Annotated in this window: 39 protein-coding genes; 34 read left to right on the top strand and 5 right to left on the bottom strand. The window is 49.2% G+C overall.

What is annotated here, in order from left to right; all coding sequences use genetic code 11:
• Positions 1-92 precede the first annotated feature (92 nt).
• Together J2I47_RS13605 and J2I47_RS13600 are read right to left on the bottom strand one after the other, a co-directional pair.
• Positions 93-428, bottom strand: coding sequence for a translation initiation factor (locus J2I47_RS13605; protein WP_207365131.1), 336 nt, complete (start codon positions 426-428; stop codon positions 93-95).
• Positions 429-442: 14 nt separating this feature from the next.
• Positions 443-1,321, bottom strand: coding sequence for a diacylglycerol/lipid kinase family protein (locus J2I47_RS13600; RefSeq protein WP_310587668.1), 879 nt, complete (start codon positions 1,319-1,321; stop codon positions 443-445).
• A 138-nt stretch (positions 1,322-1,459) separates the two neighbouring features.
• Here J2I47_RS13600 and J2I47_RS13595 point away from each other — a divergent pair, with 138 nt between their 5' ends.
• The 7 genes from J2I47_RS13595 to J2I47_RS13565 all read left to right on the top strand — a co-directional run bounded on the left by J2I47_RS13595 (position 1,460) and on the right by J2I47_RS13565 (position 8,717).
• A complete protein-coding gene (locus J2I47_RS13595) occupies positions 1,460-1,891 on the top strand; it encodes a YybH family protein (RefSeq protein WP_207365130.1) in 432 nt (143 codons plus the stop codon).
• A 36-nt stretch (positions 1,892-1,927) separates the two neighbouring features.
• Entirely contained in the window at positions 1,928-4,039 is a 2,112-nt protein-coding gene (locus tag J2I47_RS13590; protein WP_207365129.1) for a BatA domain-containing protein, read from the top strand.
• A 217-nt stretch (positions 4,040-4,256) separates the two neighbouring features.
• Positions 4,257-5,075: a hypothetical protein gene (locus J2I47_RS13585; RefSeq protein WP_207365128.1), complete on the top strand. Its 819-nt coding sequence runs from the start codon at positions 4,257-4,259 to the stop codon at positions 5,073-5,075.
• A gap of 48 nt (positions 5,076-5,123) precedes the next feature.
• Positions 5,124-6,107 (top strand): glycosyltransferase family 2 protein, encoded by a 984-nt coding sequence (locus tag J2I47_RS13580; RefSeq protein ID WP_207365252.1) that lies wholly within the window; start codon positions 5,124-5,126, stop codon positions 6,105-6,107.
• Positions 6,108-6,163: 56 nt separating this feature from the next.
• Complete coding sequence (locus tag J2I47_RS13575) at positions 6,164-6,970, top strand: TauD/TfdA family dioxygenase (protein ID WP_207365127.1); 807 nt, start codon at positions 6,164-6,166, stop codon at positions 6,968-6,970.
• Positions 6,967-7,941, top strand: a complete 975-nt coding sequence (locus J2I47_RS13570; RefSeq protein ID WP_207365126.1) for an aldo/keto reductase — start codon at positions 6,967-6,969, stop codon at positions 7,939-7,941. Before J2I47_RS13575 ends, J2I47_RS13570 begins: the two co-directional genes overlap by 4 nt.
• A gap of 11 nt (positions 7,942-7,952) precedes the next feature.
• Positions 7,953-8,717: a glycosyltransferase family 2 protein gene (locus J2I47_RS13565; RefSeq protein WP_207365125.1), complete on the top strand. Its 765-nt coding sequence runs from the start codon at positions 7,953-7,955 to the stop codon at positions 8,715-8,717.
• Positions 8,718-9,030: 313 nt separating this feature from the next.
• On the opposite strand, the gene J2I47_RS27005 is transcribed toward J2I47_RS13565, so the two are convergent.
• From J2I47_RS27005 to J2I47_RS13550, 3 genes are all read right to left on the bottom strand, one after another.
• Positions 9,031-10,134 (bottom strand): acyltransferase family protein, encoded by a 1,104-nt coding sequence (locus J2I47_RS27005; RefSeq protein WP_207365124.1) that lies wholly within the window; start codon positions 10,132-10,134, stop codon positions 9,031-9,033.
• 1,181 nt (positions 10,135-11,315) lie between these two features.
• Positions 11,316-11,411, bottom strand: a complete 96-nt coding sequence (locus tag J2I47_RS26580; RefSeq protein ID WP_229374593.1) for a transposase — start codon at positions 11,409-11,411, stop codon at positions 11,316-11,318.
• A 252-nt stretch (positions 11,412-11,663) separates the two neighbouring features.
• Positions 11,664-12,095, bottom strand: coding sequence for a hypothetical protein (locus J2I47_RS13550; RefSeq protein ID WP_207365123.1), 432 nt, complete (start codon positions 12,093-12,095; stop codon positions 11,664-11,666).
• Between the two features lie 33 nt (positions 12,096-12,128).
• On the opposite strand from J2I47_RS13550, the gene J2I47_RS13545 reads away from it, so the two are divergent.
• The 27 genes from J2I47_RS13545 to rpsK all read left to right on the top strand — a co-directional run bounded on the left by J2I47_RS13545 (position 12,129) and on the right by rpsK (position 26,346).
• The gene (locus tag J2I47_RS13545) at positions 12,129-13,100 is read left to right on the top strand and encodes a YheT family hydrolase (protein WP_207365122.1); all 972 of its coding nucleotides are present in this window, start codon (positions 12,129-12,131) and stop codon (positions 13,098-13,100) included.
• A gap of 322 nt (positions 13,101-13,422) precedes the next feature.
• A complete protein-coding gene (gene rplC / locus J2I47_RS13540; RefSeq protein WP_207365121.1) occupies positions 13,423-14,043 on the top strand; it encodes a 50S ribosomal protein L3 in 621 nt (206 codons plus the stop codon).
• A 6-nt stretch (positions 14,044-14,049) separates the two neighbouring features.
• Positions 14,050-14,679, top strand: a complete 630-nt coding sequence (gene rplD, locus J2I47_RS13535; RefSeq protein WP_207365120.1) for a 50S ribosomal protein L4 — start codon at positions 14,050-14,052, stop codon at positions 14,677-14,679.
• A gap of 3 nt (positions 14,680-14,682) precedes the next feature.
• Positions 14,683-14,970 (top strand): 50S ribosomal protein L23, encoded by a 288-nt coding sequence (gene rplW, locus J2I47_RS13530; protein WP_207365119.1) that lies wholly within the window; start codon positions 14,683-14,685, stop codon positions 14,968-14,970.
• Between the two features lie 36 nt (positions 14,971-15,006).
• A complete protein-coding gene (rplB, locus tag J2I47_RS13525) occupies positions 15,007-15,831 on the top strand; it encodes a 50S ribosomal protein L2 (protein WP_207365118.1) in 825 nt (274 codons plus the stop codon).
• Positions 15,832-15,838: 7 nt separating this feature from the next.
• Entirely contained in the window at positions 15,839-16,117 is a 279-nt protein-coding gene (rpsS, locus tag J2I47_RS13520; protein WP_207336204.1) for a 30S ribosomal protein S19, read from the top strand.
• 75 nt (positions 16,118-16,192) lie between these two features.
• The gene (rplV, locus tag J2I47_RS13515; protein WP_207365117.1) at positions 16,193-16,585 is read left to right on the top strand and encodes a 50S ribosomal protein L22; all 393 of its coding nucleotides are present in this window, start codon (positions 16,193-16,195) and stop codon (positions 16,583-16,585) included.
• Positions 16,586-16,590: 5 nt separating this feature from the next.
• Positions 16,591-17,472: a 30S ribosomal protein S3 gene (gene rpsC, locus J2I47_RS13510; protein ID WP_207365116.1), complete on the top strand. Its 882-nt coding sequence runs from the start codon at positions 16,591-16,593 to the stop codon at positions 17,470-17,472.
• 92 nt (positions 17,473-17,564) lie between these two features.
• The gene (gene rplP / locus J2I47_RS13505) at positions 17,565-17,993 is read left to right on the top strand and encodes a 50S ribosomal protein L16 (RefSeq protein ID WP_207336207.1); all 429 of its coding nucleotides are present in this window, start codon (positions 17,565-17,567) and stop codon (positions 17,991-17,993) included.
• A gap of 21 nt (positions 17,994-18,014) precedes the next feature.
• Positions 18,015-18,209 (top strand): 50S ribosomal protein L29, encoded by a 195-nt coding sequence (gene rpmC, locus J2I47_RS13500; RefSeq protein ID WP_207365115.1) that lies wholly within the window; start codon positions 18,015-18,017, stop codon positions 18,207-18,209.
• Positions 18,210-18,307: 98 nt separating this feature from the next.
• Positions 18,308-18,562 (top strand): 30S ribosomal protein S17, encoded by a 255-nt coding sequence (gene rpsQ, locus J2I47_RS26575; RefSeq protein WP_310587670.1) that lies wholly within the window; start codon positions 18,308-18,310, stop codon positions 18,560-18,562.
• Positions 18,563-18,568: 6 nt separating this feature from the next.
• Positions 18,569-18,937 carry a 50S ribosomal protein L14 gene (rplN, locus tag J2I47_RS13490; protein ID WP_015334425.1) on the top strand — a complete coding sequence of 123 codons (369 nt, stop codon included), beginning with the start codon at positions 18,569-18,571 and terminating at the stop codon, positions 18,935-18,937.
• A gap of 16 nt (positions 18,938-18,953) precedes the next feature.
• Positions 18,954-19,295: a 50S ribosomal protein L24 gene (gene rplX, locus J2I47_RS13485; RefSeq protein WP_207365113.1), complete on the top strand. Its 342-nt coding sequence runs from the start codon at positions 18,954-18,956 to the stop codon at positions 19,293-19,295.
• Between the two features lie 40 nt (positions 19,296-19,335).
• Complete coding sequence (gene rplE, locus J2I47_RS13480; RefSeq protein WP_310587667.1) at positions 19,336-19,896, top strand: 50S ribosomal protein L5; 561 nt, start codon at positions 19,336-19,338, stop codon at positions 19,894-19,896.
• Between the two features lie 14 nt (positions 19,897-19,910).
• Positions 19,911-20,180, top strand: a complete 270-nt coding sequence (gene rpsN / locus J2I47_RS13475) for a 30S ribosomal protein S14 (protein ID WP_207336211.1) — start codon at positions 19,911-19,913, stop codon at positions 20,178-20,180.
• A gap of 77 nt (positions 20,181-20,257) precedes the next feature.
• Positions 20,258-20,656, top strand: coding sequence for a 30S ribosomal protein S8 (gene rpsH / locus J2I47_RS13470; protein ID WP_207365112.1), 399 nt, complete (start codon positions 20,258-20,260; stop codon positions 20,654-20,656).
• Between the two features lie 15 nt (positions 20,657-20,671).
• A complete protein-coding gene (rplF, locus tag J2I47_RS13465) occupies positions 20,672-21,229 on the top strand; it encodes a 50S ribosomal protein L6 (RefSeq protein ID WP_207365111.1) in 558 nt (185 codons plus the stop codon).
• 30 nt (positions 21,230-21,259) lie between these two features.
• Positions 21,260-21,610, top strand: a complete 351-nt coding sequence (gene rplR / locus J2I47_RS13460) for a 50S ribosomal protein L18 (RefSeq protein ID WP_207365110.1) — start codon at positions 21,260-21,262, stop codon at positions 21,608-21,610.
• A 4-nt stretch (positions 21,611-21,614) separates the two neighbouring features.
• Positions 21,615-22,130, top strand: coding sequence for a 30S ribosomal protein S5 (gene rpsE / locus J2I47_RS13455; RefSeq protein WP_207336215.1), 516 nt, complete (start codon positions 21,615-21,617; stop codon positions 22,128-22,130).
• 12 nt (positions 22,131-22,142) lie between these two features.
• On the top strand, positions 22,143-22,322 hold the full coding sequence (gene rpmD, locus J2I47_RS13450; protein WP_207365109.1) for a 50S ribosomal protein L30: 180 nt from the start codon (positions 22,143-22,145) through the stop codon (positions 22,320-22,322).
• 12 nt (positions 22,323-22,334) lie between these two features.
• Positions 22,335-22,817, top strand: a complete 483-nt coding sequence (gene rplO, locus J2I47_RS13445; RefSeq protein WP_207365108.1) for a 50S ribosomal protein L15 — start codon at positions 22,335-22,337, stop codon at positions 22,815-22,817.
• Positions 22,818-22,860: 43 nt separating this feature from the next.
• Positions 22,861-24,177, top strand: coding sequence for a preprotein translocase subunit SecY (gene secY, locus J2I47_RS13440; protein WP_207365107.1), 1,317 nt, complete (start codon positions 22,861-22,863; stop codon positions 24,175-24,177).
• A gap of 14 nt (positions 24,178-24,191) precedes the next feature.
• Entirely contained in the window at positions 24,192-25,019 is an 828-nt protein-coding gene (map, locus tag J2I47_RS13435) for a type I methionyl aminopeptidase (RefSeq protein WP_207365106.1), read from the top strand.
• A gap of 7 nt (positions 25,020-25,026) precedes the next feature.
• On the top strand, positions 25,027-25,245 hold the full coding sequence (gene infA / locus J2I47_RS13430) for a translation initiation factor IF-1 (protein ID WP_009284801.1): 219 nt from the start codon (positions 25,027-25,029) through the stop codon (positions 25,243-25,245).
• Between the two features lie 96 nt (positions 25,246-25,341).
• Positions 25,342-25,458 carry a type B 50S ribosomal protein L36 gene (gene ykgO, locus J2I47_RS13425; protein WP_009284800.1) on the top strand — a complete coding sequence of 39 codons (117 nt, stop codon included), beginning with the start codon at positions 25,342-25,344 and terminating at the stop codon, positions 25,456-25,458.
• A 6-nt stretch (positions 25,459-25,464) separates the two neighbouring features.
• Positions 25,465-25,842, top strand: a complete 378-nt coding sequence (rpsM, locus tag J2I47_RS13420) for a 30S ribosomal protein S13 (protein WP_207365105.1) — start codon at positions 25,465-25,467, stop codon at positions 25,840-25,842.
• 108 nt (positions 25,843-25,950) lie between these two features.
• Positions 25,951-26,346 carry a 30S ribosomal protein S11 gene (gene rpsK / locus J2I47_RS13415; protein ID WP_207336221.1) on the top strand — a complete coding sequence of 132 codons (396 nt, stop codon included), beginning with the start codon at positions 25,951-25,953 and terminating at the stop codon, positions 26,344-26,346.
• Positions 26,347-26,466: the final 120 nt, after the last annotated feature.

The following is a 26,466-nucleotide window of genomic DNA, read 5'->3' as shown; positions in this document are numbered from 1 at the left end:
GGTAAGTGATGAGTTTGCTTACGCTAAAGTAATTGGCTGACGTAACCAAACTCATCACTTACCATTTATCACCCAGCGCTCCTCACCCCCTTTTATCCCCCCGCTTTTTTGGCTCCGTACTTCTTGCCGGTCAGAAACGTCAGAACTTTATCGCGGTGATCTCCCTGAATTTGTACCTCGCCGTCTTTAACGGTGCCACCCGTGCCGCAGGCATTCTTGAGGGCTTTACCCAGCTCCGCTAAATCAGCTTCAGTACCTACAAACCCCCGTATGGCAGTCACAACTTTGCCGCCGCTCCGCCGCTCTAACCATACTTTAAGTTGCTGCTGCTGAGGGGGTAGCGTGTGGGCTTCCGGTTCGTTGTTGCTTTGGTATTCGTGATCGGGATTCGTTGAGTAAACAATCCCCGTGTAGTTTTTCTTGCTCATTGAATGAAGGAGGCTTAGAGTAACACCGATAAACTCCCCGGCAGCACCCGCACCGTGCAGGTGTTGCCGGCTAATAGTATAGGTTCACCGTCGGCGTGGGCCAGGAGAGGGGCATCGCTTTCGATGGTGGTCTGCTGCAACCGCTGACTTTGCCAATAGGCCGACGTGTTTAATGATTTGTTGAAAAGTCGCCAGCCAATTAATCCCGCCATCCGGGCCGGGAAAGGCCTGATCTGGCAGAGGTCCAGCTGTCCATCGGCGATGTTGGCGAGTGGAGCAATCCAGGCGTTGTTACCAAACTGTGCTGCATTGGCAATCGTTAGTGAAAACAGCGGCCCGGTCTCTTGTCCATCAACTAGATAACTGGCCGGTTTGTAGCTCCAGAAGGCCCGGTAAGCCGTTTTCACGTAGGTCTGCAAACCCCGGGTAGGTTGGTTGGCAAATTCGTGAGCCACGTAGGCTTCGAACCCTAGGCCAGCCGTGCAAAAGAAAGGTAGGTCGTTGATCTCGCCGCTATCAATGAGTACAGGTTTGCCCGAAAGTGCGCGTTGGGTAGCTTTTTGCGGGTTCATGGGCAACCCCATGTGCCGCGCCAGCCCATTGCCCGACCCCATCGGTATAATGCCCAGCGCCGTTGCTGTTTTGCGCAACGCCCGCGCCGCTTCGTTGATTGTGCCGTCGCCGCCTACAACCAGCACCCGCCGAATACCCGTTTGGGCAGCTTGCGCGGCCAATTCGGTAGCATGGCCCGCATGGGTGGTCATGATAAGTTCGGGCTGGAATCCCTGCCGCTGGGCTTCAGTAGCGATAAACAGGCGGAGGCTCTCTTTTTGCGCTAGCGGCATCGTCCCCGACAGCGGATTGATGATTACCAGAAGGTCGGTTTTGGGCATCAACTTAGGCGAAAAAGAGGAACAGAAGGGCAATGAACACGACAATGAAAACATAATACCAGCCGTCAGAGAAGACGTAAGGCTTATATTCCCGGTAAAAATCACGTAACCGTTTCATAACACGAAGTTCGCCCAAAAATGAGACATATCCTGTTGCTACTCACCTTCCTCACGCTGGCTGGCACAGCCAACGCACAAACCGCCGCTGATCGTAAAGCTATTCTGGGCATTCTGAAACGCCAGAACGCCGACTGGAACGCCGGGCGTGTGGAGCAGTTTATGGTTGGCTACTGGCCTTCCGATTCACTCACGTTTGTAGGTAAAGGCGGCATCACGTATGGTTACCAGCCCACCCTGGCTAATTACAGAAAACGGTACCCCGACCGGGCGTCGATGGGTACGTTGGCATTCACAATCCTGAAAACAGAATTCCCGGGGCCTAATGTGGCATACGTAATTGGTAAGTGGCACCTCACCCGTCCGCAGATTGGCGATGTGGGAGGGCATTTTACCTTGCTATGGCGCAAAATGGCGGGCCGCTGGGTTATCATCAGTGACCATTCGTCGTAATTCGCCTAAATTCGGGCTACCAAGCGTTACTCGTTCATGAGTTTTCTGTATCCGTCTTTTTTGTGGGGATTGCTCGCCCTCTCGGTGCCGGTAGCCATTCACTTATTCAACTTTCGGCGCACGCGTCGGGTCTTCTTCACCAACGTTGCCCTGTTGCAGACGGTACAAACCACCACCCGGTCGTTTCGGCGGCTGCGGCATTGGCTTATTCTGGCAGCGCGGTGCCTGTTTCTGGCGTGTCTGGTATTGGCCTTTGCGCAACCGTTTTTGCCTTCCAAAAGTCGCCTGGGCCTGTCGCCGCAGGGAATAGTTAGTTTCTACGTCGACAATTCGTATAGCATGCAGAATGAGTCGGCGGCCAACCGGCGCTACATCGACATGGCCACAGGTAAGCTCGATGAACTGCTTACACTCTTTCGCAACGCCACTGATCTGCACCTGCTGACCAACGATTTTTCGGCCGACGAACAGCAATCCGGTACTGCCGAGGCTATTCGCGACCGGGTTCGGTCTATCCGGCTTGCCCAAACGCCCCGGTCGTTGGAGAGCGTATACCGGCGGCAACGCAACCTGCTGGCCGGCGACGGACGTGCGGGTAAACACCAGCTATTCTGGTTTTCCGATTTTCAGAAAAGTACCGTCGGCGATTTGTCTCGTTTAAAAATCGATACTACGGATCAACTTTTTCTGGCTCCGCTCAATGCCTCGGCGTTGCGTAATGTGGCCGTCGATTCAGTTTGGCTTAGCACACCGTTTGTGCGCGAAATGCAGAACAACAGCCTGCATGTTCGGCTGCGCAACAGTGGCCGCGAAGGCGTCCGCAACCTGCCCGTCAAACTTTACCTTGATGATATTCAGGCCTCTACGGCCTCGGTGAGCATTCCGGCAAATGGTACCGGCGATGTGCTGATGACGATCAACGTGACTAAGAGCGGTTTCCATCGGGGAAGGGTGGTATTTGACGATTTCCCGATCACCTTCGACAATGAATATTACTTTGTCATCGAGGCTTCGCCACCCATTCGAATCGTACATCTATTCGGTCAGAAAAGCCCCACCGATTACGTAAAGGCCGTTTTCGACAATGACAGCCTGTTCAATTTTCGCCAATTTTCGGCTCAGAATTTCGACGTGGGTCAGCTGAAAGGCATTGATCTGGTAGTGCTGGAAGGGGTGAGTGTTGTAGGCGGTACACTCCGCACTGAACTGGAACAATACACCCGGCAGGGGGGAAGTTTGCTTGTGATTCCTCCATCGCAACCCGACGCTGCCAGTTATAGTCCGTTTCTCAGTAGCCTGGGTACCGGGTCGGTGCAGGTGCAGTCCAATGCTACGCCCTTACCCGTAGCTGACCCTGACCGTCGCAACCCGTTTTTTGTCGATGTGTTCCAGCAAAATTTCCAGCAGGAGGCACTCAATATGCCCTCTGCAGCCCCCGTTTGGCAGTGGACTGGCGGCGAACGGCTGTTGAGCCTGCGTAGTGGTCAGCCCTTTTTAACCCAGTTGCCGGTGCGGGGTGGAGCCAGGGTTGGTACTGGTACCGGACAACTGTACATACTGGGCAGCCCGTTGCTGGAGAGCTACGGCAATCTGGCGCAGCATGCCCTCTTTGTGCCGGTGATGTACAAAATGGCGGCCCTCAGTGTGCGCCCCCAACGTACAGCCTACACGTTTGACGAAAGCGTGTTGACGTTTCCAATCCGGATCGATGCCGGGCAGGCGTCGGATAAGGCGGTTTATCGGCTGAAGCATAATAAGCTGGAGATTATACCTGTACAACGGGTAGTGGGTAGCCAGCTTATTCTAGAGTTGCCTAAAAACAATCAACTTAATGCCGGTCAGTCGCTCGACGCTGGCTATTATGAATTGCAACGGACCACGGCCAACGGCAACGCCCAAACCGAACGGCTGTTGGCTATCAATAGTGGTCGCGCCGAATCACAAATGGCTTTTTATACCCCCGCCGAACTCCGTCAAGCCTTTGCCAACCAGCCTAACGTAGCCGTCTTCGACGATTTAAAGGATGGTGATTTCGTGCGTGAACTAGAGAAGGATAATCTTGGCACCAACCTCTGGCCCTATTTTCTTATCGCTGCCTTGGGCTTTGTGTTGGTTGAGATTGCTCTGATTCGCTTTATGCGGGGGTAAAAGGCCAGTAGCTCGAAAAATCAACTCGCTACCTGATTCGTGTCATAATTGGCACGGAGCGTGAGCCGGATGTTTGTAAAACAACCTGACCACAGCCGTGGTCACAGCCGTTTGGCGAATTTTGGGAACAGTCCCTTCACGAACTTGGTTTGGTTTTTCAGGGAGTGGGGCGGTACTTTGTCCGTTCTCCCGTTGTGATAAAGAGCCACGCACTGCTATGAAAGAGCTTGCCAAATACCTGATCCGCGTCGATGCCAGCTTTGTTGACGGGCAAATTGTGCCTGAAATAGCCCCCAGCGAAGTGATGCGTTTAGTAAATGAACCTAACATCGTTATTGTCCGCACGGGCATACCCGGCCAGATGTTGCGTGATGTAATTGATACCACGCGGGCCTGGGCTGCTACCGTGCCTGTGAGCGAGGAGGCTGATACATTCGACAATAACCAGCATAAAAAGCGGTTGCACATTGCCAAAATTCAGCAGGCACCGCAGCTCTTCCATGACCATACTTTCGATGCCATCATGGACCTCGACGAGGCCCACCGCCAGACACTATTGGCCGTTTTCGACCCTATACGGCAGTTTTGGAATAGCCTGACGGGCAACAACGAATCATTCGGCATCAAAAAAGGGCAGCCTTACTTTCACCCCCAGGTGACGCACTACCCACTGGGCGGCAGCTTTTTTGGGCGGCACTGGCACCCCCTGAACCCCCAAAAAGTAGGTACGATTCTTGCCCTGAATCAGTACGGCGAAGACTACCACTCAGGTGGTACAGGTTACGTTATTAATGACCATATTGTTGAAACCGAAGGCTTTCAGGATCAGGGTGATATGATTTTGTTTCGCTATGACCTGCCGCACTGGGTAAGTCCATCCAGCTTTGCCGACCGCTTTAGCTGGGATGACCCGCGTGGTCGCTGGGTGTCGATTCTGCCCTTCTATGACCCCTGGGGCGCCCCTGCCGACAACAAAGAGCCGCAGGGTTGGAAAGAACAGATCAAAGTGGCAAACCCCGACAAGGTGGTTGCCTAAATCAGGTCATCAGCCATTTGTGCATGGCAAAAAATGGCTCTCTACCAGATGAATTTAATCAGCGTTCTCATCATCACCTATAACCAGGAGCGGTTTATCCGACAGGCCATTGATTCGGTACTGGCGCAGGAAACCACGTTCCCGGTCGAAATTCTGGTGGGCGATGACTTTTCGACGGATAGTACCCGCGCCATCATTCAACAGTACGAGCGCGACTATCCGGGTCGGGTTATTGGCGTGTTGCATCCGCGTAACATGGGTAAAAACGGAGGCATCAACTTTCTCGAAACCCTCAAACATGCCAAAGGGCGCTATTATGCGCTTATGGACGGTGACGACTACTGGACCGATAACCAGAAATTGCAGCGGCAGGTAGAGTTTCTGGATGCCCACCCGGAGTGCTCAATGGTATTTCACAATGCGCTGATCACCTACGAAGACGGGTCGCCACCGCATACGCTCAACGGTGCTGATATGAAGGCTGTTTATACCGCTGCCGATCTGATTGGTGAGGAAGATCATGACATCTGGTTTATGGCTACGTCAAGCACCATGTACCGGAACACGATCAAGGAGTATCCTGCCTGGTTCAGCGACTCGGTTAGCGGCGACATTCCCCGGCTGTTGCTATACGCCAAACAGGGCAACATCGGCTACCTGCCTGAGGTAATGTCGGTGTACCGAAAAAACAATAACGGTACCAGTTTCACCGACAAGTGGGACGACATTGTTTTCCTGCGAAACCGCTTTGCCATGTACAGCAACATCAATCGTGAGCTGGACTACGCGTTTGATAAATCGTACCGGAAAAAGCTGGCCAGCATTGTTCGGTTGATGATTAAGAGCCGACAGTACAGAAACAAATTTGGTGGACGGCTTCGTTTTCTGGCTAAATACGTACGGATGGCCAAGCCGTCGATGGAAGAGTTGAAAGTCCTGTTGCGCGATGAGGTACTGCCGCGCAAATGGGTGGGCCGCTACAGTAAAGTGGCCATCAAATCGCACCGGGTGCTAAATGGTGAGGCTTCATAGCAGACAAAAACAACATTATTCGCTACTTTAACTGACGGAATAACGTCATTGACCTTATGAATTTCTTCGCTAAAGTTGATTACACCACGCTGGACGACACGATTCAGCAGGTAAAGCAGGCTGTGTTGTCGAACCGGGTAGTGCACCTGGCCAACTTTAAGCCCGATCTGCCCGTCCACGAATTCTACAGCCGACTGTCGGAGACCATTGGCAAAATTCACGCCGCCGGCGAAGATATGTCAACGGGAAAACAGACCGAAAACCGGTGGATTGACATTACATACAACCCTGAAATTCCTGATCGTTACCGGTCAAGTAACACTCGTCAGCCCCTCCATACCGACGACTCGTATGTGGAGCTATATGACGAAGTGGCCGTCAACTTCTTCTACTGTGCCTCACGGGCTAAACTCGGTGGTGCCACTACGTACATTGACCTTCAGATGGTGGTTGAATGCCTGAAGTTAGATGGCGAAAATGACCTGCTCAACGAGTTAATGAGCACCGATGTGGTGTTCTCAAAAGGGGGGAGCCGTAAGGTGCGTAAGTGCCTCGATCAGGACGCAGAGGGCTATCTGGCCAACTGGAACTACTTCTGCATCGACCGCACCGAAAACTCAGCTGAAGTGCTCGATCTGTGCGAACGCTGGCACAAATTTCTCGAAACGCGCATTATGGAAGCTGGTATTGTTATGCCGCTTCAACTTCAGGAAGGTGAATGCGTATTCTTCCACGATGATCGTGTCATGCATGGTCGCAACGCGTTCTTCGCCGAATATCCAGGACAGCGCAGCCTTATTAAAGGTAAAATCATTCTTGAATCGGCCAACGAACCGGCTGCTACGTCTTCTGTTGCGGCATGAGTAAGCCGGATGGCGCAAAAACAGTAGCCCAGTTAGGCATTGGCACCTGGCAGTTTGGTGGACCCAACTATCAGGGCGACAAACCCACCGGTTGGGGCGAAATAGACGAAAGTACGGCCATCAGGACCCTGATAACGGCCATTGATGGTGGTGTTCGATTTATCGACACCGCCGATTCATACGGAGCTGGTCAGTCCGAAACCTGGGTTGGTAATGCCCTGCGTCAGTCAACGGCGCAGGGCATTACCGTTTGTACCAAGTTTGGTAACCGCCGCGATGCCACGGGGCTGTCTGTTCAGGATTACAGCCCGGCTTACCTGGTCGAAGCTGTTGACGCCAGCCTTCGCCGTCTTCAGCGAGATACCCTCGACGTTCTCCTGCTCCATAGTCCACCCGACAACTTCGACTGGGCTACATACGACCCGCAACCTTATGAGGCATTGAAGCAGGCCGGAAAAATTGGCGCATATGGGGTTAGTTCACGGTCGGTATATGGAGCCAAACGAGTCATGGAGGCTGGCTTCGGCTCGGTACTGGAAGTAATCTACAATGCGCTTGACCGCCGTGCCGAAGATATACTTTGGGCTGATCCCCGCGCCGACGCCTACCGGTTCATTGCTCGTGTACCCTTGGCGTCTGGTTTTTTGAGCAGCCGTTACCTGCATGAAGAACCTGTATTTCCCATCGATCAGTATCGGCATTATCTGCCCGACCGCGACCGTAACTGGTTGTTAAACAGTTCACGTCAACTACAGTTTTTAGATAAACTGGATGGCGGTCTGTCGGTATCAGCGTTGCGTTTTTGCTTGTCTAATTCGGCAGTTTCTGCAGTTATTCCAGGCGCCCGCAACGTTGATCAGGTGCAGAAACAAGCTTTGGCAGCTAAATTAGGGCCTTTGCCCATCGAGATTATTAACCAAATCCGGCAGGCCGTTCCCGACGTGCCTGCTCAATGGAAACCTGCTTTTTAATTCACTAGCCTATGAAACTCAGTGTCGTCATTCCGGCCTACAATGAGGAAGAATCTATTTCGCAGACGCTACGGTCATTATACCAGACGCTGGCTAAGCATGGCATTGACCACGAGATCTGCGTAACCAACGACAACTCGAAAGACAATACCCTGGCCGTGTTGCAGCAATTGCAACAGGAGATCCCTTCGCTGGTGGTCTTCACCAATCTGGGGCCTAACGGGTTCGGCTATGCTGTGCGATATGGCCTCGAACGCTTCTCGGGCGACTGCGTAGCCGTTTTCATGGCCGACATGTCTGATGACCCAGAGGATTTGGTCAAGTATTACCATAAAATGCAGGAGACAGGCGCTGATGCTGTTTTTGGCTCCCGCTGGCAGAAAGGCGGGCGTGTAGTAGACTACCCGGCAGTGAAAAAAGTGGTTAACCGCATAGCCAACATGATTATCCGGCTCATGATGGGTATCCGCTACGACGATACGACCAACGCATTCAAACTTTACCGCCGCGAAACGATGGAAGGTATCAAGCCCTTCCTGTCGCCGCATTTCAACCTCACCGTTGAGCTACCGTTGAAGGCGATGGTACGCGGTTACAGTTACGAAGTAGTACCTAACAGCTGGACCAACCGCAAATACGGCGAATCAAAATTGAAAATTAAGGAGATGGGTAGCCGGTATTTTTTCATTCTGCTCTACTGCCTTATTGAGAAGCACTTCTCGCGCGGTGATTTCAAAAAGAAGACCGCTAAACCCGCCGCCGTGGTAAGTCGGTAGCTAGTCATTTTAAATTCACACATGCTGATCTAATCAGCGCTTTCTAGGCCAATGTTTGGGAGATATCTTGACGACAACAGTCAGCGCGTTAGGCTGATCCGGCCCTCGATTAAACTTAAAATTTAGCAAATTTTTGCATGGGGCCAGTTTACTCTTTAAGTGGGGTGATGTAACGCCGTTGTAACAGCTCTCAGTCAGCGGAAGAGTAACTGGCTATATTGCTGATAGACAGTATCCCAACAGATTTAATTATGTGTCAGTAAGGCCGAACTGTTAAAACTTATATACCTTCTCAAAGAGAAATCAAAATCGTTCAGTTTTCGTTAACTTGTTGAGCTTTTTTTGCAACACTTTGATTTTTTATTAGGTTTCGGCCTAATTTTTGAAAAGGAAGTTCTATGAGTCTATAAGAGATAGAAGAAAATATTATTGTGAGCAAGAGCACAACTGCAAAGTTGACTATATATATATATATGTTATTTTCATTGAAAAAAAGCCCGCTTTTTATTTTTTGAATGTGGCCTATTACGACGAAATGTATAAGATACATACTAAAGCTAATTTTTCCGATGTAATTAATTATAAAATTGTCAAAAAGAAACACTCTATATAAACTCAGGGACACGCTAAAAACCACGAAAAATAGTCCAAACAGAATGTGCTCGGGAAACAGAAGATTTGTCCTTGTAAATAACTGAATGAGTATCAATACACTTAGCATTAACAAAGGTTTCCCTGTTTTAACCGTCACATTATTACGTTCATACAATACAAAGTACATAATTATACCTAAAGCAAAAATTGGTAGTTGATTTATAAAATACATGTACATGTATTCATTTATAATAGCCGTTTTATTAAATACAAAGTAGTTATTAAACAAGAAATTTATTAGAGAATTCAATAATATACTAAATATAAATAAATATATTGATTGACGTAAATCTGCTATTTTGGGAAACAGAAACGGAAAAATAGAGTAAAAAATAACCTCAACACCTACCGACCAACCTCCTGGGATTAGACTATTTATCCAATACGGATTAAAAGCGTGAATAAATAAAAAATTTGCCAATCCTTTTATCAAAAGTTCGGTATTCATAAAAATATTTTCATAACTCAATCCATTTAGATACAAATAATATATAATACCAATGTAATATAAAGGGGCTATCCTGAAAAATCTCCTCAAGAAAAAATTCTTTTTGGTATGTATTTCTTCTTTCCTATTTTTAAAAGACAGACATAATGTGAAAGAACTAGCCAGATAGAATAATTGTACGCCCCTAGAACCATTTTGCACTATTTGATTCATAACATGCGGTAGAATTATCGGATCATTTAAGTTTACATGAACCATTATGACACCCAAAATCGCGATTCCCCGTAATGAATCAATGTAACTCAACTTAGTCATACCTTGTTTTTTACTAGGCTACAAAACATATTGGTCAATTAAGAAAAATTAAGTTAAAACCGAGTTAGCAATTAAGAATACTAATTCACAATAGGTACTGAAGAGCGACTTTGAGTAATATGTGTTCGACTCATTATTGAGGCTGATAGCTTATTTGCTGTCTAATTGGTTGTTGATACTAATTATATAGGTAACCGGCTGGAAAAAGTTTATAGTCACAGGGCCTGCGGTAGCAATTTACTGATGAGCTATTTTAGGAGAGTGCGTTTTTGAACGAGCTTTCTGTCCGAATACAGAACGCTATGTTTTTTCCCTCAATTGCTAAGCGTTGAATCATCAAAGATTATGAGTAGAAGTTATCCTCAACAGTTAGTCCGTGGAGCGCAACTAATATTTAATCCATTATGGATCTGACATAAATATCTATTTGTCAGTTAGTTAACGAGATTTTCTCGCGTTTTCGGCAGGATAGACGTGACATCTGTTTTCAACAAAGATAGGGTTGTTTGTCTTGCTAGTACTAAGTCCACAAATAATATACTAGTTTATAGAACAGAATTTGATTGTAATCACTGAACAGTTGTATCCACTAAGAGTTATTTAGCATACTAGACAAACGTCAACAATTTATCGAAGAAAGGCAACCTTTTGGTAAAAGCATAGTGGGGACTTAAAAAGGGTGGCAGATAGACAGACTATCTGGTTGCCAGGTTATAAAGGGGTAGCCAAGCAGGTTACTGATCTCACTGTTAGAATGTGTTGAGAAATTATGTTTGGTGATTGGACTCCATTTGTTGTAGCATAATCTGAATAGTAACCAGATGTAGCCAGCTTACCGAAGAAGCTAGCGCATACTCATAGTCCTTCACGATGCGACGGAAAAAATTAGTCCAAGCGATGGCCCTTTTAATAACCCAGCGCTTGGCTACTGGTACAAACCCACGAGTCGATTCAGGCCGCGCCACGGGGGGCGCGAGGCTTTCTCAAACTTGATCGCACCGGCGCCCCGGCCCCAACGATCCAGTTCGCGGGCGAATGTCCCATTATAAGCTTGGTCACCAAAGACTTTCTCCACTCCTCGACCAACTTGCCACAATAGGTCGCCCACTAAATCGATGGCGGCGGGGCCATCACCTTGCCCGGCGGCATGCACACCTACTATTCAAATTCGCACTTGGGTATCAACGAGATAATACAGGGCTAGCGTACCAGTAGACGGCTTTCCAGTGGGGCCACTGTGGTAGTAAGTTGCGCCATTGACAGCCAGTACGAAGCAACCAAAAGATAGCATTTACGACAGGCCATAAATTGTGTTTACGCTTACGCTTAAGGTCAAAGAAAGGTGAACCGGAACACCGACCGATTAGCCCACTGGTGGTCGGTCAGTGGCTTCCACTGCTTGGTCATACATTTGTTGTTTGGCGACCACTAAGTTGACCTGACTACCAGTTCATTTCAATTCCACAACACGTTCTTAGGAATGTAGCGAAACTAATACTTGTCTTTTCATCTTACATTACAAATGTATCTTATAGCAACGCCGGAAGCTGGTAAACCAGCACTGTAAAAACCAGACCCCAAAACGCGCCACTAATCAGCATAGCCAAAATAATGCGGATAGGCGATACACGAAATGATACGGCAAGAGCGGTACCACCAAGGGGTGTGAGCAGCAGAGGGGTGAGTAAGGCAATGCCCGTAATGCCCGACCTGCGCCATACTTTCACGGCAAATCGGGTACGTTTTGAGAATAGCTTGGGTGGCGTTTTGCGGTAACGCTGCCGTAATCTGTCAAGAGCCGAGTGGGCGAAAACGACCAACAGCACGCTCACCATCATGCCCCCCAGGGTACAGATAGCTGTTTCAATCCAGGTTAATTGTAGGGCAAGGCCCGCCAACGGTCCGCCAATGAACTTGAGCATACTGGCTAGCATGACCGATATATATTTGGCGTATTCCATAGCGTTGTAACTCTCAAGTAATCGCATTAGTTGATGCCCACCGTTCAATCAGCGTATACCCGTCCACCCCGATACCAATATAATGGTCATATACAGACCATTGTACCAAGCCTTACCCGTCAGGTTCCGGGGGTTGTGTATGGTCGCGAACGCCTGACACTTTCCGATGGCGATTTTGTGGACCTTGATTGGCTCTGTCAACCACAACACGAGAAGCTCGTTGTACTCACCCATGGGTTAGAGGGCGATAGCCACCGCCAATATATAAAAGGAACGGCTAGTCTCTTTCATGCTAATGGGTTCGACGTCCTGGCTTGGAACTGCCGCTCGTGCAGTGGTGAAATGAACCGGGCTTTTCGTTTATATAACCATGGCGAGATTGGCGATATTGGTGAGGTAGTCGTTCATGCTCTTAATCAGAAAGCATATGCCGAGATTATGCTGGTAGGCTATAGCATGGGAGGAAACATCACGCTTAAATATGCCGGCGTTTATGGAAGAAACCTGCCGCAGGCCGTCAAAGGGGCCATTGCTATTTCGGCACCAGTTAATCTGGAAACCAGTGCCGGGCTACTCGACCGTCCCTCGAATCGCTTTTATCGTAACTGGTTCATGAAAAAACTGGCCGGGAAAATGATACGGAAAGCGGCTCAGTATCCCGGACGGATTGAGCTAAACAAGCTGAAGCAGATTCGGTGGTGGAAAGATTTCGACGATTATTTCTCGGCTCCCGTCAATGGCTATCGTGATGCTGATGATTTTTATCAACAAGCGTCGGCTATTCATTTTATGCCCGGCCTGACTATCCCTACATTGCTGCTTAACGCCCAAAACGACCCATTACTATCACCCGAATGCTTTCCGCACGAGTTAGCCAGGCAGTTGCCAAGCTTGTTTGTTGAAACACCTCTTCAGGGTGGCCACGTAGGTTTTATGGTCTCACGTGATGTACACACCTATGCCGAGCGCCGGGCGTTAGCCTTCGCTAAGGGGCAGTATGGCTAAAACTATTTTTAGGCGTACCAACCAATTATCTAGATAATTCCCTACTTTTGCAGTCCCAAATGCGTAGGCCAAAGGGACAACATAACAGCGGGTGAAGGTCTGAAAAGAAACCACATCTGATTTTTTTACGGTAGCCAGCCCTGTGTGGGGCGTGAGTTGCTTTGAGGAGGTCAGGTGCCATGCGCCCGGCCTTTTTTGTTGCCTGAAAAACAAGCCGTTGGATAAGCGGTCCGTTTTTTCTACTTTTGCGCTCCCATTTTGGGCGGTACGGCGTTCCGTACGAGTTTAATCAATCGTTCACCTGCTTTTTAACAAACAGAAAATGTCTGGTTTAATTGGTAAAAAGATCGGGATGACCAGTGTGTACAATGCGGACGGGCAGGCTCTGGCATGTACAGTTATCGAAACTGGTCCCTGTGTCGTTACCCAAGTCCGCACTAAGGACAAGGATGGCTACGAAGCTGTTCAATTGGGTTACGGCGAAAAGAAAGAAAAGCACGCGAACAAGCCGATGCTGGGCCACTTCAAAGCGGCCAACACTACTCCTAAACGCAAACTGGTTGAATTCAAAGAATTCGAGCAGAGCTTTAACCTCGGCGACACCTTGCAGGTAGCTGACGTTTTCGGCGAAGGTGACTTCGTTGATGTGGTTGGTACAGCCAAAGGTCGTGGTTTTCAAGGTGTTGTGAAACGCCACGGTTTTGGTGGTGTGGGTGGTCAAACCCACGGTCAGCACAACCGCGGTCGGCACCCTGGTTCTATTGGTGCATGTTCATTCCCTTCACGGGTGTTCAAAGGGCTTCGCATGGCGGGCCGGATGGGTGGCAACCGGGTAACGGTGCAGAACCTGCGTGTGCTGCGTGTATTGCCCGAGCAAAATCTGCTGGTGATCAGCGGGTCAATTCCCGGTGCTAAAAATTCATTCGTCATTATCGAAAAATAAGCCGCCATGGAAGCTATCGTTTATAACAGCAAAGGCGAAGACACCGGCAAGAAAGTCGATTTGTCGGAAGCCATTTTCGGTATTGAGCCGAACACCCACGCGATCTACCTGGACGTTAAACAGCACCTGGCCAACAAACGGCAGGGTACGCATAAGACGAAAGAGCGGGCCGAAAGCGCACACTCAACGCGTAAGTTGAAAAAGCAGAAAGGAACGGGCGGTGCTCGTGCCGGTAGCTTGAAATCGCCGGTTTTTGTTGGTGGTGGTACCATCTTCGGTCCTCGTCCCCGCGACTACTCGTTCAAACTGAACAAGAAAGTAAAAGCACTGGCCCGCCGGTCGGCCCTGTCTGCTAAAGCACAGGCCAATAACGTATCAGTACTGGAAAACTTCACGTTCGACGCTCCCCGCACGAAAGATTACGTTGCTTTCCTGAACGCTCTGCAGCTGAGTGACAAAAAGACGCTCCTGATTCTGCCTGACGTTGATACCAACGTGGTAAAGTCGAGCCGCAACATTCAAAAAACGCGTGTTATGACGGCCGCACAGGTAAACACCTATGACCTGGTTCACGCCGATCAGTTGCTTATCAGCGCCGATGCTCTCGACGTATTACAAACCATTTTAGCCAACTAAGTCATGGACGTGCTGAAAAGACCAATCGTGACCGAGAAGATGTCTGCCCAAAACAAATTGGGTAAGTATGCCTTCGCGGTAGATCCGAAAGCCAACAAGATCGAGATTGCCAAAGCCGTTGAGCAACTGTATGGTGTAAACGTGGTAAGCGTAAACACGATGAGGAAGCTGGGCCGGAAACGCTCGAAAAACATTAATGGACGGGTAGTAACGGGCCGTACCCCACTCGTCAAGAAAGCCATCGTGACCGTCGCTGAAGGCGAGGTGATCGACATTTACGGAGAACTATAGCCTCATCCCATAGGCTGACAAACCGAACCAGTAATCATGGGCGTAAGAAAACTAAGACCAGTAACTCCCAGCACGCGCTTCCGTGTGGCTCCCGATTTTAAGGAGCTTACTACGAACAAGCCCGAAAAAAGCCTGTTAGAGCCTCTGAAGAAATCAGGGGGTCGTAATAATACAGGTCGCCGGACGATGCGCTACATTGGCGGAGGCCACAAGCGCATGTATCGTATTATCGACTTTAAGCGCGATAAATTCGATATGCCAGCTACCGTTGTTTCGGTAGAATATGATCCCAACCGTTCGTCGCGCATCTCGCTGGTGCAATACGAAGACGGAGAGAAGCGCTACATCATTGCGCCGCAGGGCATTGCCGTAGGCCAGACTATCCAGTCGGGCGAAGGCGTAACACCCGATGTGGGTAATGCGCTGCCGCTGGCAAAAATGCCTATCGGTACTATTGTTCACTGCATTGAACTGCAGCCTGGTAAAGGAGCCTCTATGGCCCGTTCGGCAGGTACGTATGCGCAGTTGGTAGCTCGTGAAGAGCGTTATGCAGTATTGCGTTTGCCTTCAGGTGAGACCCGTCGTGTGTTGAATACCTGCTACGCAACGGTAGGAACGGTGGGTAACGCCGATCACATGAACGTAACGATTGGTAAAGCTGGTCGTAATCGTTGGCTGGGTCGTCGGCCCCGCACTCGTGCCGTAGCGATGAACCCCGTCGATCACCCGATGGGTGGTGGTGAAGGTCGGGCTTCGGGTGGTCACCCGCGCTCACGCAACGGTCAGTTTGCCAAAGGTCAGAAGACCCGCAAGCCCAAGAATGCGTCCAATAAGTTGATCATTAGCCGTCGTAAAAAGTAATCAGTAAATGGCACGTTCACTCAAAAAAGGCCCCTATATCGACTATCGCCTCGACAAGAAAGTTGAGGCGCTGAACGATTCGGGCAAAAAGTCGGTGGTTAAGACCTGGTCTCGCCGGTCTATGATCTCGCCTGATTTTGTTGGCCACACCTTTGCTGTGCACAACGGCAATAAGTTCATCCCGGTCTATGTGACGGAGAACATGGTTGGTCACAAACTGGGCGAATTTTCACCCACACGCAATTTCCGTGGTCACACGGCTAAGAAAGACAAAGGCAAACGGTAAAACAGCAGAGAGATTAGCGCTTAGCGCCAAGAGTTTTCTCTTCGTTCTAAGCGCTTCGCTCTAAGCCTATCAAACATGGAAGCAATAGCTAAGCTTAAAAATGTACCCTCGTCGCCGCGTAAGATGCGGTTGATCGCCGATCTGATCCGCGGTCAGCGCGTAAGCAAGGCGTTGGGTGTGCTGCGGTTCCAACCGCAGGCCGGTGCTGCCGTACTGCAAAAAGTCCTTCTTTCAGCAGTGGCCAACTGGCAACAGAAATATGAAGGGGAGCGGATTGAAGATGCCGACCTGTTCATTAAAACAATCTTCGTTGATGGTGGTACGATGCTGAAGCGTCTGCGTCCTGCTCCTCAAGGCCGTGGCCACCGGATTCGCAAACGGTCGAACCACATCACCATCGTGATTGACAGCATGGCCCCCGCACTGCCGGTAGTCGAGTCTGCTATCGAATCATCTGAAAACGCATAACTCGAATGGGACAGAAGATTAATCCAGTAGGTTTCCGGCTCGGCATCGTCAAAGGATGGGATTCGAGTTGGTACGGTGGCAAGGAGTTTTCGGACAAACTTGTTGAAGATCAGAAAATCCGTAAATACATCTCGGCGCGTATTCCTAAGGGAGCCATTGCACGGGTTGTGATTGAACGCACATTGAAGCGGATCACCCTTACGATTCACACGGCTCGTCCGGGTATTGTGATTGGTAAAGGCGGCGGCGAAGTAGACAAGATCAAAGAAGAATTAAAGAAGATCACGGGCAAAGACGTCCAGATCAACATCTTCGAGATCAAACGTCCTGAAATTGATGCCAAGCTCGTTGGCGAAGCCATTGCTCAGCAACTGGAAGCGCGGATTTCGTTCCGTCGCGCCATGAAGCAGGCTATCCAGTCGGCAATTCGGGTTGGTGCTCAGGGTATCAAAGTAAAAGTGTCTGGTCGGTTAGGTGGTGCAGAAATTGCCCGTTCAGAGCAGTATAAGGAAGGACGTGTGCCTCTCCACACCCTGCGTGCTGACATTGATTATGCACTTTCTGAAGCCCAAACGGTATACGGCAAGATCGGTATCAAAGTATGGGTGTTCAAAGGTGAACTCTACGGCAAGCGTGATCTCTCACCAGCAGCTTTGATGACACAGGCCTCGGCCGGTGACCGGGCCGGTGGCAGCAACGACCGTGGTGATCGTCGTGGTCGTGATCGTGGCGATGAGCGCGGTGGCGATCGGGGTGGTCGTGGTCGTAACGACCGGGGCGGCAACGATCGTGGCGGTGCAGCCGGTGGCAACAACCGCGGTGGCGGTGGTGCCGGTGGTAATCGTGGCGGTGGACCAAATCGCGGCGGTGGCGGCGGAAGACGATAAAAATGAGTTTTCAGTTTAGCGTTTACAGTTTGTCCGCTCATGGATGACCAACTGAAGACTGAAAACTGAAGACTGTAAACTTCTTACATAAGATGTTACAGCCAAGAAGAACCAAGTTTCGCAAAATGCACAAAGGTCGGATCCGGGGTCTAGCAACGCGCGGACACGAAATCGCCTTTGGCACATTCGGTATTAAATCGCTCGAGCCTGGCCGGATTACAGCCCGTCAGATCGAAGCGGCCCGTATTTCAGTAACGCGGGCAATGAAACGGGAAGGTCAGGTCTGGATTCGTATTTTCCCTGACAAACCGATCACCAAAAAGCCCGCCGAAGTACGGATGGGTAAAGGTAAAGGTGCCCCTGAGTATTGGGTGGCCGTTGTAAAGCCCGGCACGATCATGTTCGAGGCCACTGGCGTTCCGCTCGAAACCGCTCAGGAAGCGCTGCGCTTAGCCGCTCAGAAACTTCCCGTTCGCACGAAGTTTATCGTCCGTCGGGATTATCAGGAACAAGAGGCATAAGCCACAGGCTATCTAGTAGCGATGAAAAATCAGGAAATCAGAGCCTTGTCGGTTGAGCAGCTCCAGGAGCAGCTTAAAGCCGAAAAACAACAACTGCAGAAATTGACGTTTGCCCACGCCGTTTCACCCATCGAAAATCCGATGCGTATCCGGGAGAGTCGCAAACTCATTGCCCGGTTGAACACAGCGATTACGGCAAAGTCTAATCAGGCATAAGCCCTATTAACGCAATGGAATCACAACAAGAGCAAACTCAGCCACAGGTTTCAGAAACCCCGGCGGCTGTTGTGCCGAGTACGACTCAACCGAGTGGTATTCAGCGGAGTGCCCGGAAAGAGCGGGTTGGTAAGGTCACCAGCAATAAAATGATGAAGACCATTACCGTAGCTGTTGACCGGAAAGAGAAGCACACAAAGTATGGTAAGTTCATGACCAGCACTACTAAGTTCACGGCACACGACGAGAATAACGAGTGCGGTATCGGCGACACGGTTCGGATCATGGAGACCCGTCCGTTGAGCAAGAACAAGCGTTGGCGTTTAGTTGAAATCATCGAGAAAGCGAAGTAAGCAGCCATGGTACAGCAAGAATCAAGATTAGGTGTTGCGGACAACAGCGGTGCTAAAGAAGTACTGGTAATCCGTGTGCTGGGCGGTACGGGCAAGCGGTATGCTTCTCTCGGTGACAAGATTGTGGTAACGGTGAAAGCTGCTATCCCATCCAGCAACATGAAGAAAGGCACGGTGTCTAAAGCCGTTGTCGTTCGCACAAAGAAAGAAGTTCGTCGGAAAGACGGTTCATACATTCGCTTTGAAGACAATGCGGCTGTGTTATTGAACAATAACGACGAGCCACGTGGCACGCGCATCTTCGGGCCGGTAGCCCGCGAATTGCGCGAGAAGCAGTTCATGAAGATCGTTTCGTTAGCTCCCGAGGTTATCTAAACCCCAGGTTATTGACATGGAAAAGAAAAAGACAGTCGTTCCGCACAAATTTCACATCAAGACAGGTGATACTGTTGTTGTGATTGGGGGTAACCACAAGGGCCAGCGGGGCGTCATCAAGGAAGTTATTCGGGAAAAAGACCGGGCAAAGGTTGAAGGCGTGAACATGATCACGAAGCATATCAAGCCAACGGCTCAGAACCCCCAGGGTGAACTGAAGAAAGAAGAGGGTACCATCCACATTAGCAATCTAATGTTGGTTGATCCTGCTACCGGTGAGCCAACGCGCACCGGACGTCGGTTGAACGACAAAGGCAAGTTGCAACGCTTCTCAAAAAAGACGGGCAACCTGATTTAATCAGTTTTTGTGTCTCCAACACATTAAACACACGAAGACAATGGCCAGTATGCCACGATTGAAAGAGAAGTATGTAAACGAAGTTGCTGAGCAATTAAAGGAGAAGTTCGCCTATAAATCGGCGATGCAGGTTCCGCGGCTTAGCAAAATCGTGATCAATAAAGGTATCGGTGCAGCTGTTGCCGATAAAAAGTTGGTCGACGTTGGCGTTGAGGAATTGACAACAATTGCCGGTCAGCGGGCTGTAGCTACGATTGCCAAAAAAGCGGTATCAAACTTTAAACTGCGCGAGGGCATGCCCATCGGCGCTAAAGTGACCCTGCGTGGCGACCGGATGTATGAGTTTCTTGATCGCCTGACCTCAGTTGCACTGCCCCGGGTACGTGACTTCAAAGGCATCAGCGATAAGGGATTCGACGGACGTGGTAACTACACGTTCGGTGTAAAAGAGCAGATCATCTTCCCTGAGATCAGCATTGACAAGGTATCTCGCATTTCGGGGATGGACATCACATTTGTGACCACGGCCGAATCGGATGCTGAAAGCATTGAATTGCTGCGCGGTTTGGGTATGCCCTTTGCCGGTGCTAGCAAAAAATAAGCGAAACCAATCAAATGGCTAAAGAATCACTCAAAGCAAGACAGCGCAAGCGGGAGGCCATGGTGGCTAAATACGCAGCCAAGCGCACGGCACTCAAAGAAGCTGGTGACTACGCTGGCTTAGATAAACTGCCGAAAAATGCCTCACCAGTTCGGTTGCACAACCGTTGCAAGCTAACCGGTCGCCCTCGTGGATACATGCGCAAATTTGGTATTTCTCGGGTAACATTCCGTGAGATGGCCAGTGCAGGTAAGATTCCGGGTGTAACCAAGGCAAGCTGGTAAGGTTTTATTTCTCAAACAGTTTCCGTACTTTTGCAAGCCTTTTTCTAAAACAGGCCGGCAAGTAACTCCTTGCAGAAATGAATACAGATCCGATAGCAGACTTTTTGACCCGCGTCAGAAATGCCATCCGTGCTAAGCACCGGGTGGTGGAGATCCCTGCATCAAATATCAAAAAAGAGATTACCAAAGTGTTGTTCGACAAGGGCTTCATCCAGAACTACAAGTTCGACGAAACCGGTCCACAGGGAACAATCAAAATTGCACTGAAGTATAACCCCACTACAAAGCAGCCAGCTATCGTTGACCTGCAACGGGTGAGTCGTCCTGGCCTTCGTCAGTATAGCGGGGCTACTACGTTGCCGCGCATCCTGAATGGGTTAGGTGTGGCAATCGTGTCGACGTCGAAAGGCGTAATGACGGATAAGGAAGCACGGACACTTAATGTGGGTGGCGAAGTGCTGTGTTACGTCTACTAATTCAGAATCAACACTATGTCACGCGTAGGGAATAAGATAATTGAACTGCCTTCAGCGGTAACACTCTCTGTTGATGCAGAGAACGTAGTAACCGTCAAAGGCCCCAAAGGCAGCCTGTCTCAGGCAGTTGATCGGGACATCACTGTATCGCTCGACGGTACACAGGTGAAGGTGACCCGCCCAACAGAGCAAAAGCGGCACAAAGCCATGCACGGTCTATATCGGGCACTCATTAACAACATGGTTGTTGGCGTGAGCACAGGCTTCAAGCTTGATCTGGAGATCATCGGTGTGGGTTACAAAGCAACTGTAACCAATAACATTCTTGAGTTAAACCTGGGCTATTCGCACAACATCTTTCTGGCTATTCCGGCCGAAGTGAAAGCGACAGCTGTCACGGAGAAAGGACAAAACCCGAAGGTTTACCTGGAGAGTTCAGATAAGCAACTAGTTGGCGATGTGGCGGCTAAAATTCGTTCGCTTCGCAAAGTTGAGCCGTACAAAGGCAAAGGTATTCGTTTTGTGGGCGAGGTTGTACGTCGTAAGGCGGGCAAGTCAGCCAGTAAGAAGTAATTACTGCCCATTTGGTTGGTATCAAATAACATGGCAAAGAAGCAAGAAAGACGGCAGCGGATTAAGTTTGGGATTCGTGCAAAAGTATCCGGCACGACAACCCGTCCCCGCTTGTCAGTGTATCGCTCAAACAAAGCGATCTACGCTCAACTAATTGATGATGAAGCAGGCAAGACGCTGGCTTCGGCATCATCAGTAGAGTTGAAAAGTGAAGTGGAAGGCTTTACGGTTGAAACCGCAAAGAAAGTAGGTCAGCGTTTGGCCGAAAAAGCAGCTACTCAAAGTATTCAGTCGGTGGTTTTTGACCGCAACGGCTATTTGTATCACGGCAAGGTGAAAGCCCTAGCCGACGGTGCCCGCGAGGGTGGCCTCAATTTCTAAACGAATGGTATCGAACGTAAGACCTTCAAAAGTGAACGAGGCTGACCTGAAAGAGCGCGTTGTAGCTATCAACCGGGTTGCCAAGGTAGTAAAAGGTGGTCGTCGCTTCAGCTTTGCGGCCATCGTAGTAGTTGGCGACGGTAACGGAGTAGTTGGCTATGGCTTAGGCAAAGCCAACGAGGTTACTGACGCAATCACTAAGGGCGTAGAAGACGCCAAGAAGAACCTGTTTCAGATTCCGTTGCTGAAGCGCACAGTTCCCCATGAGATGGAAGGCCGTTTTGGCGGTGGTTTCGTGTTGGTGAAGCCTGCTGCTCCAGGTACGGGTGTTATTGCAGGTGGTGCTATGCGTGCTGTACTGGAAAGTGCTGGTATCCATGACGTATTGGCCAAATCAAAAGGCTCATCGAACCCGCACAACGTAGTGAAAGCTACGATTGATGCGCTGATTAAGATGCGTTTGCCTCATCAGGTAGCATTCCAGCGCCAGGTGTCGTTGAAGAAAGTGTTTAACGGTTAACCAAAAGCAGGCATGGCACAGGTACGAATCACACAGGTGCGTAGCACCATCAAACGCCCTAAAACACAGAAACTGGCTATTCAGTCATTGGGTTTGGGTAAGATCAACCGGAGCATTGTGTTGGAATATAATCCATCCATTGCAGGGGTAATCAACAAGGTGCAACACCTTGTCACAATCGAACATATTTAATTTCTAACTGACATGAATCTTAATAACATTAAGCCGGCAAAAGGGTCAGTTCAGCAGCGCAAGCGAGTCGGTCGCGGTCAGGGTTCCGGAATGGGTGGAACATCAACCCGTGGCCACAAAGGTGCTCAGTCACGCTCTGGCTACAGCCGCAAGCTGAATTTCGAAGGTGGTCAAATGCCTCTTCAGCGTCGCCTGCCGAAGTTCGGTTTCAAGAATCCTACGCGCGTTGAATACAAGCCAATCAATCTGGACACGCTTCAATTGTTGGCTACCAATGCAAACACTGCCGTTGTTGATCTCGCATTTCTGCAAGAGCATGGTTTCGCTGGCAAAAGAGACCTGATCAAGGTGTTGAGCCGTGGTGAAATCACATCAGCGATTGAGGTGTCGGCACATGCCTTCTCTGCTTCAGCCAAAGAAGCAATTGAACAAGCAGGTGGTAAAGTGACTATTATTAGTCAAATTGCTAAAGCTGCAACACCGGAAGCTGCCTAAATTTCTCATCGAATAAACCCACCGGTAGCAACTTACCCGTTGTATGAACCGATTCATCGAGACCATTAAGAATATTTTTTCAATAGAGGAGTTGAGGACTCGTATCCTCAACACTTTGTTGTTTATAACGGTCTTCCGTTTAGGAACACATATTGTGCTTCCTGGCGTAAATCCGGATCGTCTAAACCTACGCCCGCAAGGGTTATTAGGGTTGCTCGACGCGTTCGTGGGTGGAGCCTTCAGCAAGGCATCTATTTTCGCGCTAGGCATTATGCCTTATATCTCTGCGTCTATTGCTATTCAACTGCTCACACTGGCACTTCCTTATTTCCAGAAGATGCAGAAAGAAGGCGAATCAGGGCGTAAGAAATTGAATCAAATCACACGGGTGCTGACTATTCTCGTAACCGCCGTTCAGGCCGTGACGTATATTCAGACAACCATCCCGGTTGAAGCGATGATGATTGATCGCACGTTGTTTACCATAGCTTCTGTGTTCTTGTTAACAGCCGGTACAATCTTTTGTATGTGGTTGGGAGAGCGCATCACAGATAAGGGCATTGGAAATGGTATATCAATGATTATCATGATCGGTATCGTTTCGCGTTTTCCTGGTGCAATCATAGGGGAAGCGCAAACACGTGGTACATCGCAGATCTTCATTTTCTTTATCGAAATGGTGGCGTTGTACTTTGTTATCATGGGTGCTGTATTGCTGACGCAGGCTGTTCGCCGTATCCCAATTCAGTATGCTAAACAGGTAGTGGGCAACAAAGTAGTGGGCGGTCAGCGTCAATATTTGCCGCTCAAGTTAAACGCTGCTGGTGTTATGCCCATCATCTTCGCGCAAGCGTTGATGTTCATTCCCGGTTTCATGTTTGGTTTGGGTGCAGAGAAAAGTGAAACGGTCGCTAACATCGCTAACGTATTTGGTGATTATACATCGTGGCAGTATAACCTATTGTTTGCTTTCCTAATCATCGTGTTCACATTCTTCTACACGGCTATTTCGGTCAATCCGACCCAAATATCTGATGATATGAAGCGTAGTGGTGGCTTTATTCCGGGTGTTAAGCCTGGTATTGCTACTTCAGAATACATTGGGACGGTACTTGACCACATTACATTACCTGGTGCTGTTATGCTGGCTATGGTAGCTATCCTGCCTTCGTTTGCCAGCAAGCTTGGTATGACAACAGCCTTTGCTGCCTTCTTTGGTGGCACGTCGTTGTTGATTATGGTGGGTGTTGTGCTGGATACACTGCAACAAATCGAAAGCTATCTGTTGATGCGTCGTTACGAAGGACTGATGAAATCAGGTCGGGTAAAGGGTCGCACAACCGATGCAGTGACGGTTTAATCTGTTTTAGTAGGATGATCTATTTGCGGAGCGACGAGGAGGTTGAGATCATTCGGCAGAATGGACAGGTGCTTGGCAAAGCTCATGCTGAAGTAGCCAAGCTGATTCGACCAGGTATCACTACGAAGGAACTTGACGCTGTTGCTCAGATGTTCATAAAGGATAATGGTGGCATTCCCTCGTTTTTAGACTTCAATAATGGTACAGCCACTCGGTTTCCGGGTGCACTATGTATCTCTGTCAACGAAGTGGTGGTACATGGCTTCCCCAGCCATTATGAACTGAAAGACGGCGACATTATCTCGGTTGACTGTGGTGTTTATAAGAATGGCTACCATGCCGACAGTGCTTATACGTACCCGGTTGGCGAAGTAAGTTTGAGTGTTCGCAAGCTGTTGATGCGTACAAAAGAGTCACTGTATGTAGGTATTGCGAAGGCTATTGACGGCAATCGAATTGGTGATATTGGCTACGCAATTCAGTCGTATGCTGAGCATCATGGATACACGATAGTACGTGAGTTGGTAGGGCACGGTGTAGGAGCAAGTTTGCACGAAGAACCTCAGGTGCCAAACTATGGAAAGCGTGGTCAGGGCGTGAAGCTGAAAGATGGCATGGTACTAGCCATTGAGCCAATGATAAATTTTGGCAAGAAGGGTGTTGTACAGGAACGTGATGGTTGGACAATACGCACTGCCGACCGTAAACCGTCAGCCCACTTTGAGCATACTGTGGCAGTACATAAAGGGAAAGCTGATGTACTTACCACGTTTGATTACATTGAAGCGGTTACGGCCAACACGAATTTAGCTATCGAGTTGAACGCGACTGCTGCGGTTTAAGGCAACTATGGCAAAGCAGAATTCGATTGAACAGGATGGCGTTATTCTCGAAGCATTGTCAAACGCAATGTTTCGGGTCGAACTAGCCAACAAGCATGAGGTGATTGCACACATATCAGGTAAGATGCGGATGAACTACATCAAAATTTTGCCTGGTGACCGTGTAAAGTTGGAAATGTCGCCTTATGATTTGAGTAAGGCGCGGATTGTGTACCGGTACAAGTGATTTACGAATTGCGATTTACGAATTTCGATTTGCTCAATAAAGCCTGTCTGTGTTCGATAAATCGTATTTCGTAAATCGTAATTCGCAAATCAGACCATGAAAGTCAAAGCGTCGATTAAAAAGCGCAGTGAAGACTGCATCGTGATCCGTCGGAAGGGAAAGCTCTACGTGATCAACAAAAAGAATCCCCGTTACAAACAAAGACAAGGTTAAGCACACATGGCACGTATTGCAGGTGTTGACATCCCCGATAAGAAGCGCGGCGCTATTTCGCTGACGTACATCTATGGTATCGGTCGGAGCGCAGCGAAAACGATCCTGGCTAAGGCTGGCATCGACGAAAACAAGAAAGTGAGCGAGTGGAACGACGAGGAATCGACGGCCGTTCGTAACGCAATCAGCAACGAATTTAAGGTGGAAGGGGCGCTGAAATCTGAAGTGCAGCTCAACATTAAACGTCTGATGGACATTGGCTGCTATCGTGGTTTACGTCACCGTAAAGGGTTACCTGTTCGTGGTCAGAAAACCAAGAACAACTCACGTACCCGTAAAGGCAAGCGTAAGACGGTTGCAAACAAGAAGAAAGCAACGAAATAAGTCAATGGTCATTGGTTGTCATTAGATGGTTATTAATGGGGATTCGTTGATACAACGAAAAACCAGACATACTAACAGATGACGACCGAATGACGATTATCTAAGCAAATGGCACAAGCAAAACGTAAGGATAAAGCGAAAAAACGCATTGTCGTAGTTGAATCAGTTGGTCAGGTACACATTCGGGCTACGTTCAACAATATCATCATTTCGGTAACGAACATGAACGGTCAGGTGATCTCATGGGCGTCGGCTGGTAAGATGGGTTTCCGGGGGTCGAAAAAGAACACCCCTTATGCGGCACAAACCGCGGCGCAAAATTGCGCACAGGTAGCTCACGAACTGGGCATGCGTAAGGCAGAAGTCTTTGTAAAAGGACCAGGCGCCGGTCGTGAATCAGCTATCCGCACGATTCAAAACACCGGCATTGAGGTAACTACAATTCGGGACATTACCCCCCTGCCACACAATGGTTGCCGCCCACCAAAGCGTCGGCGCGTTTAAGTACAGTTGATTTGCAGGTATTTGGTTGTCGTAGTATCTATAACAGTCAGGTAGTTGCCGCAGCGATGAATACGAGCGGGCGACATTGGGTTGTGTCCGTTCCTTGTTTCACATTATTCA

The sequence above is a fragment of the Fibrella rubiginis genome (assembly GCF_017353185.1).
Taxonomy (GTDB): domain Bacteria; phylum Bacteroidota; class Bacteroidia; order Cytophagales; family Spirosomataceae; genus Fibrella; species Fibrella rubiginis.
The sequence above is the reverse complement of the archived record's forward strand: the minus strand, read 5'-3'. Positions and strand labels throughout refer to the sequence as shown.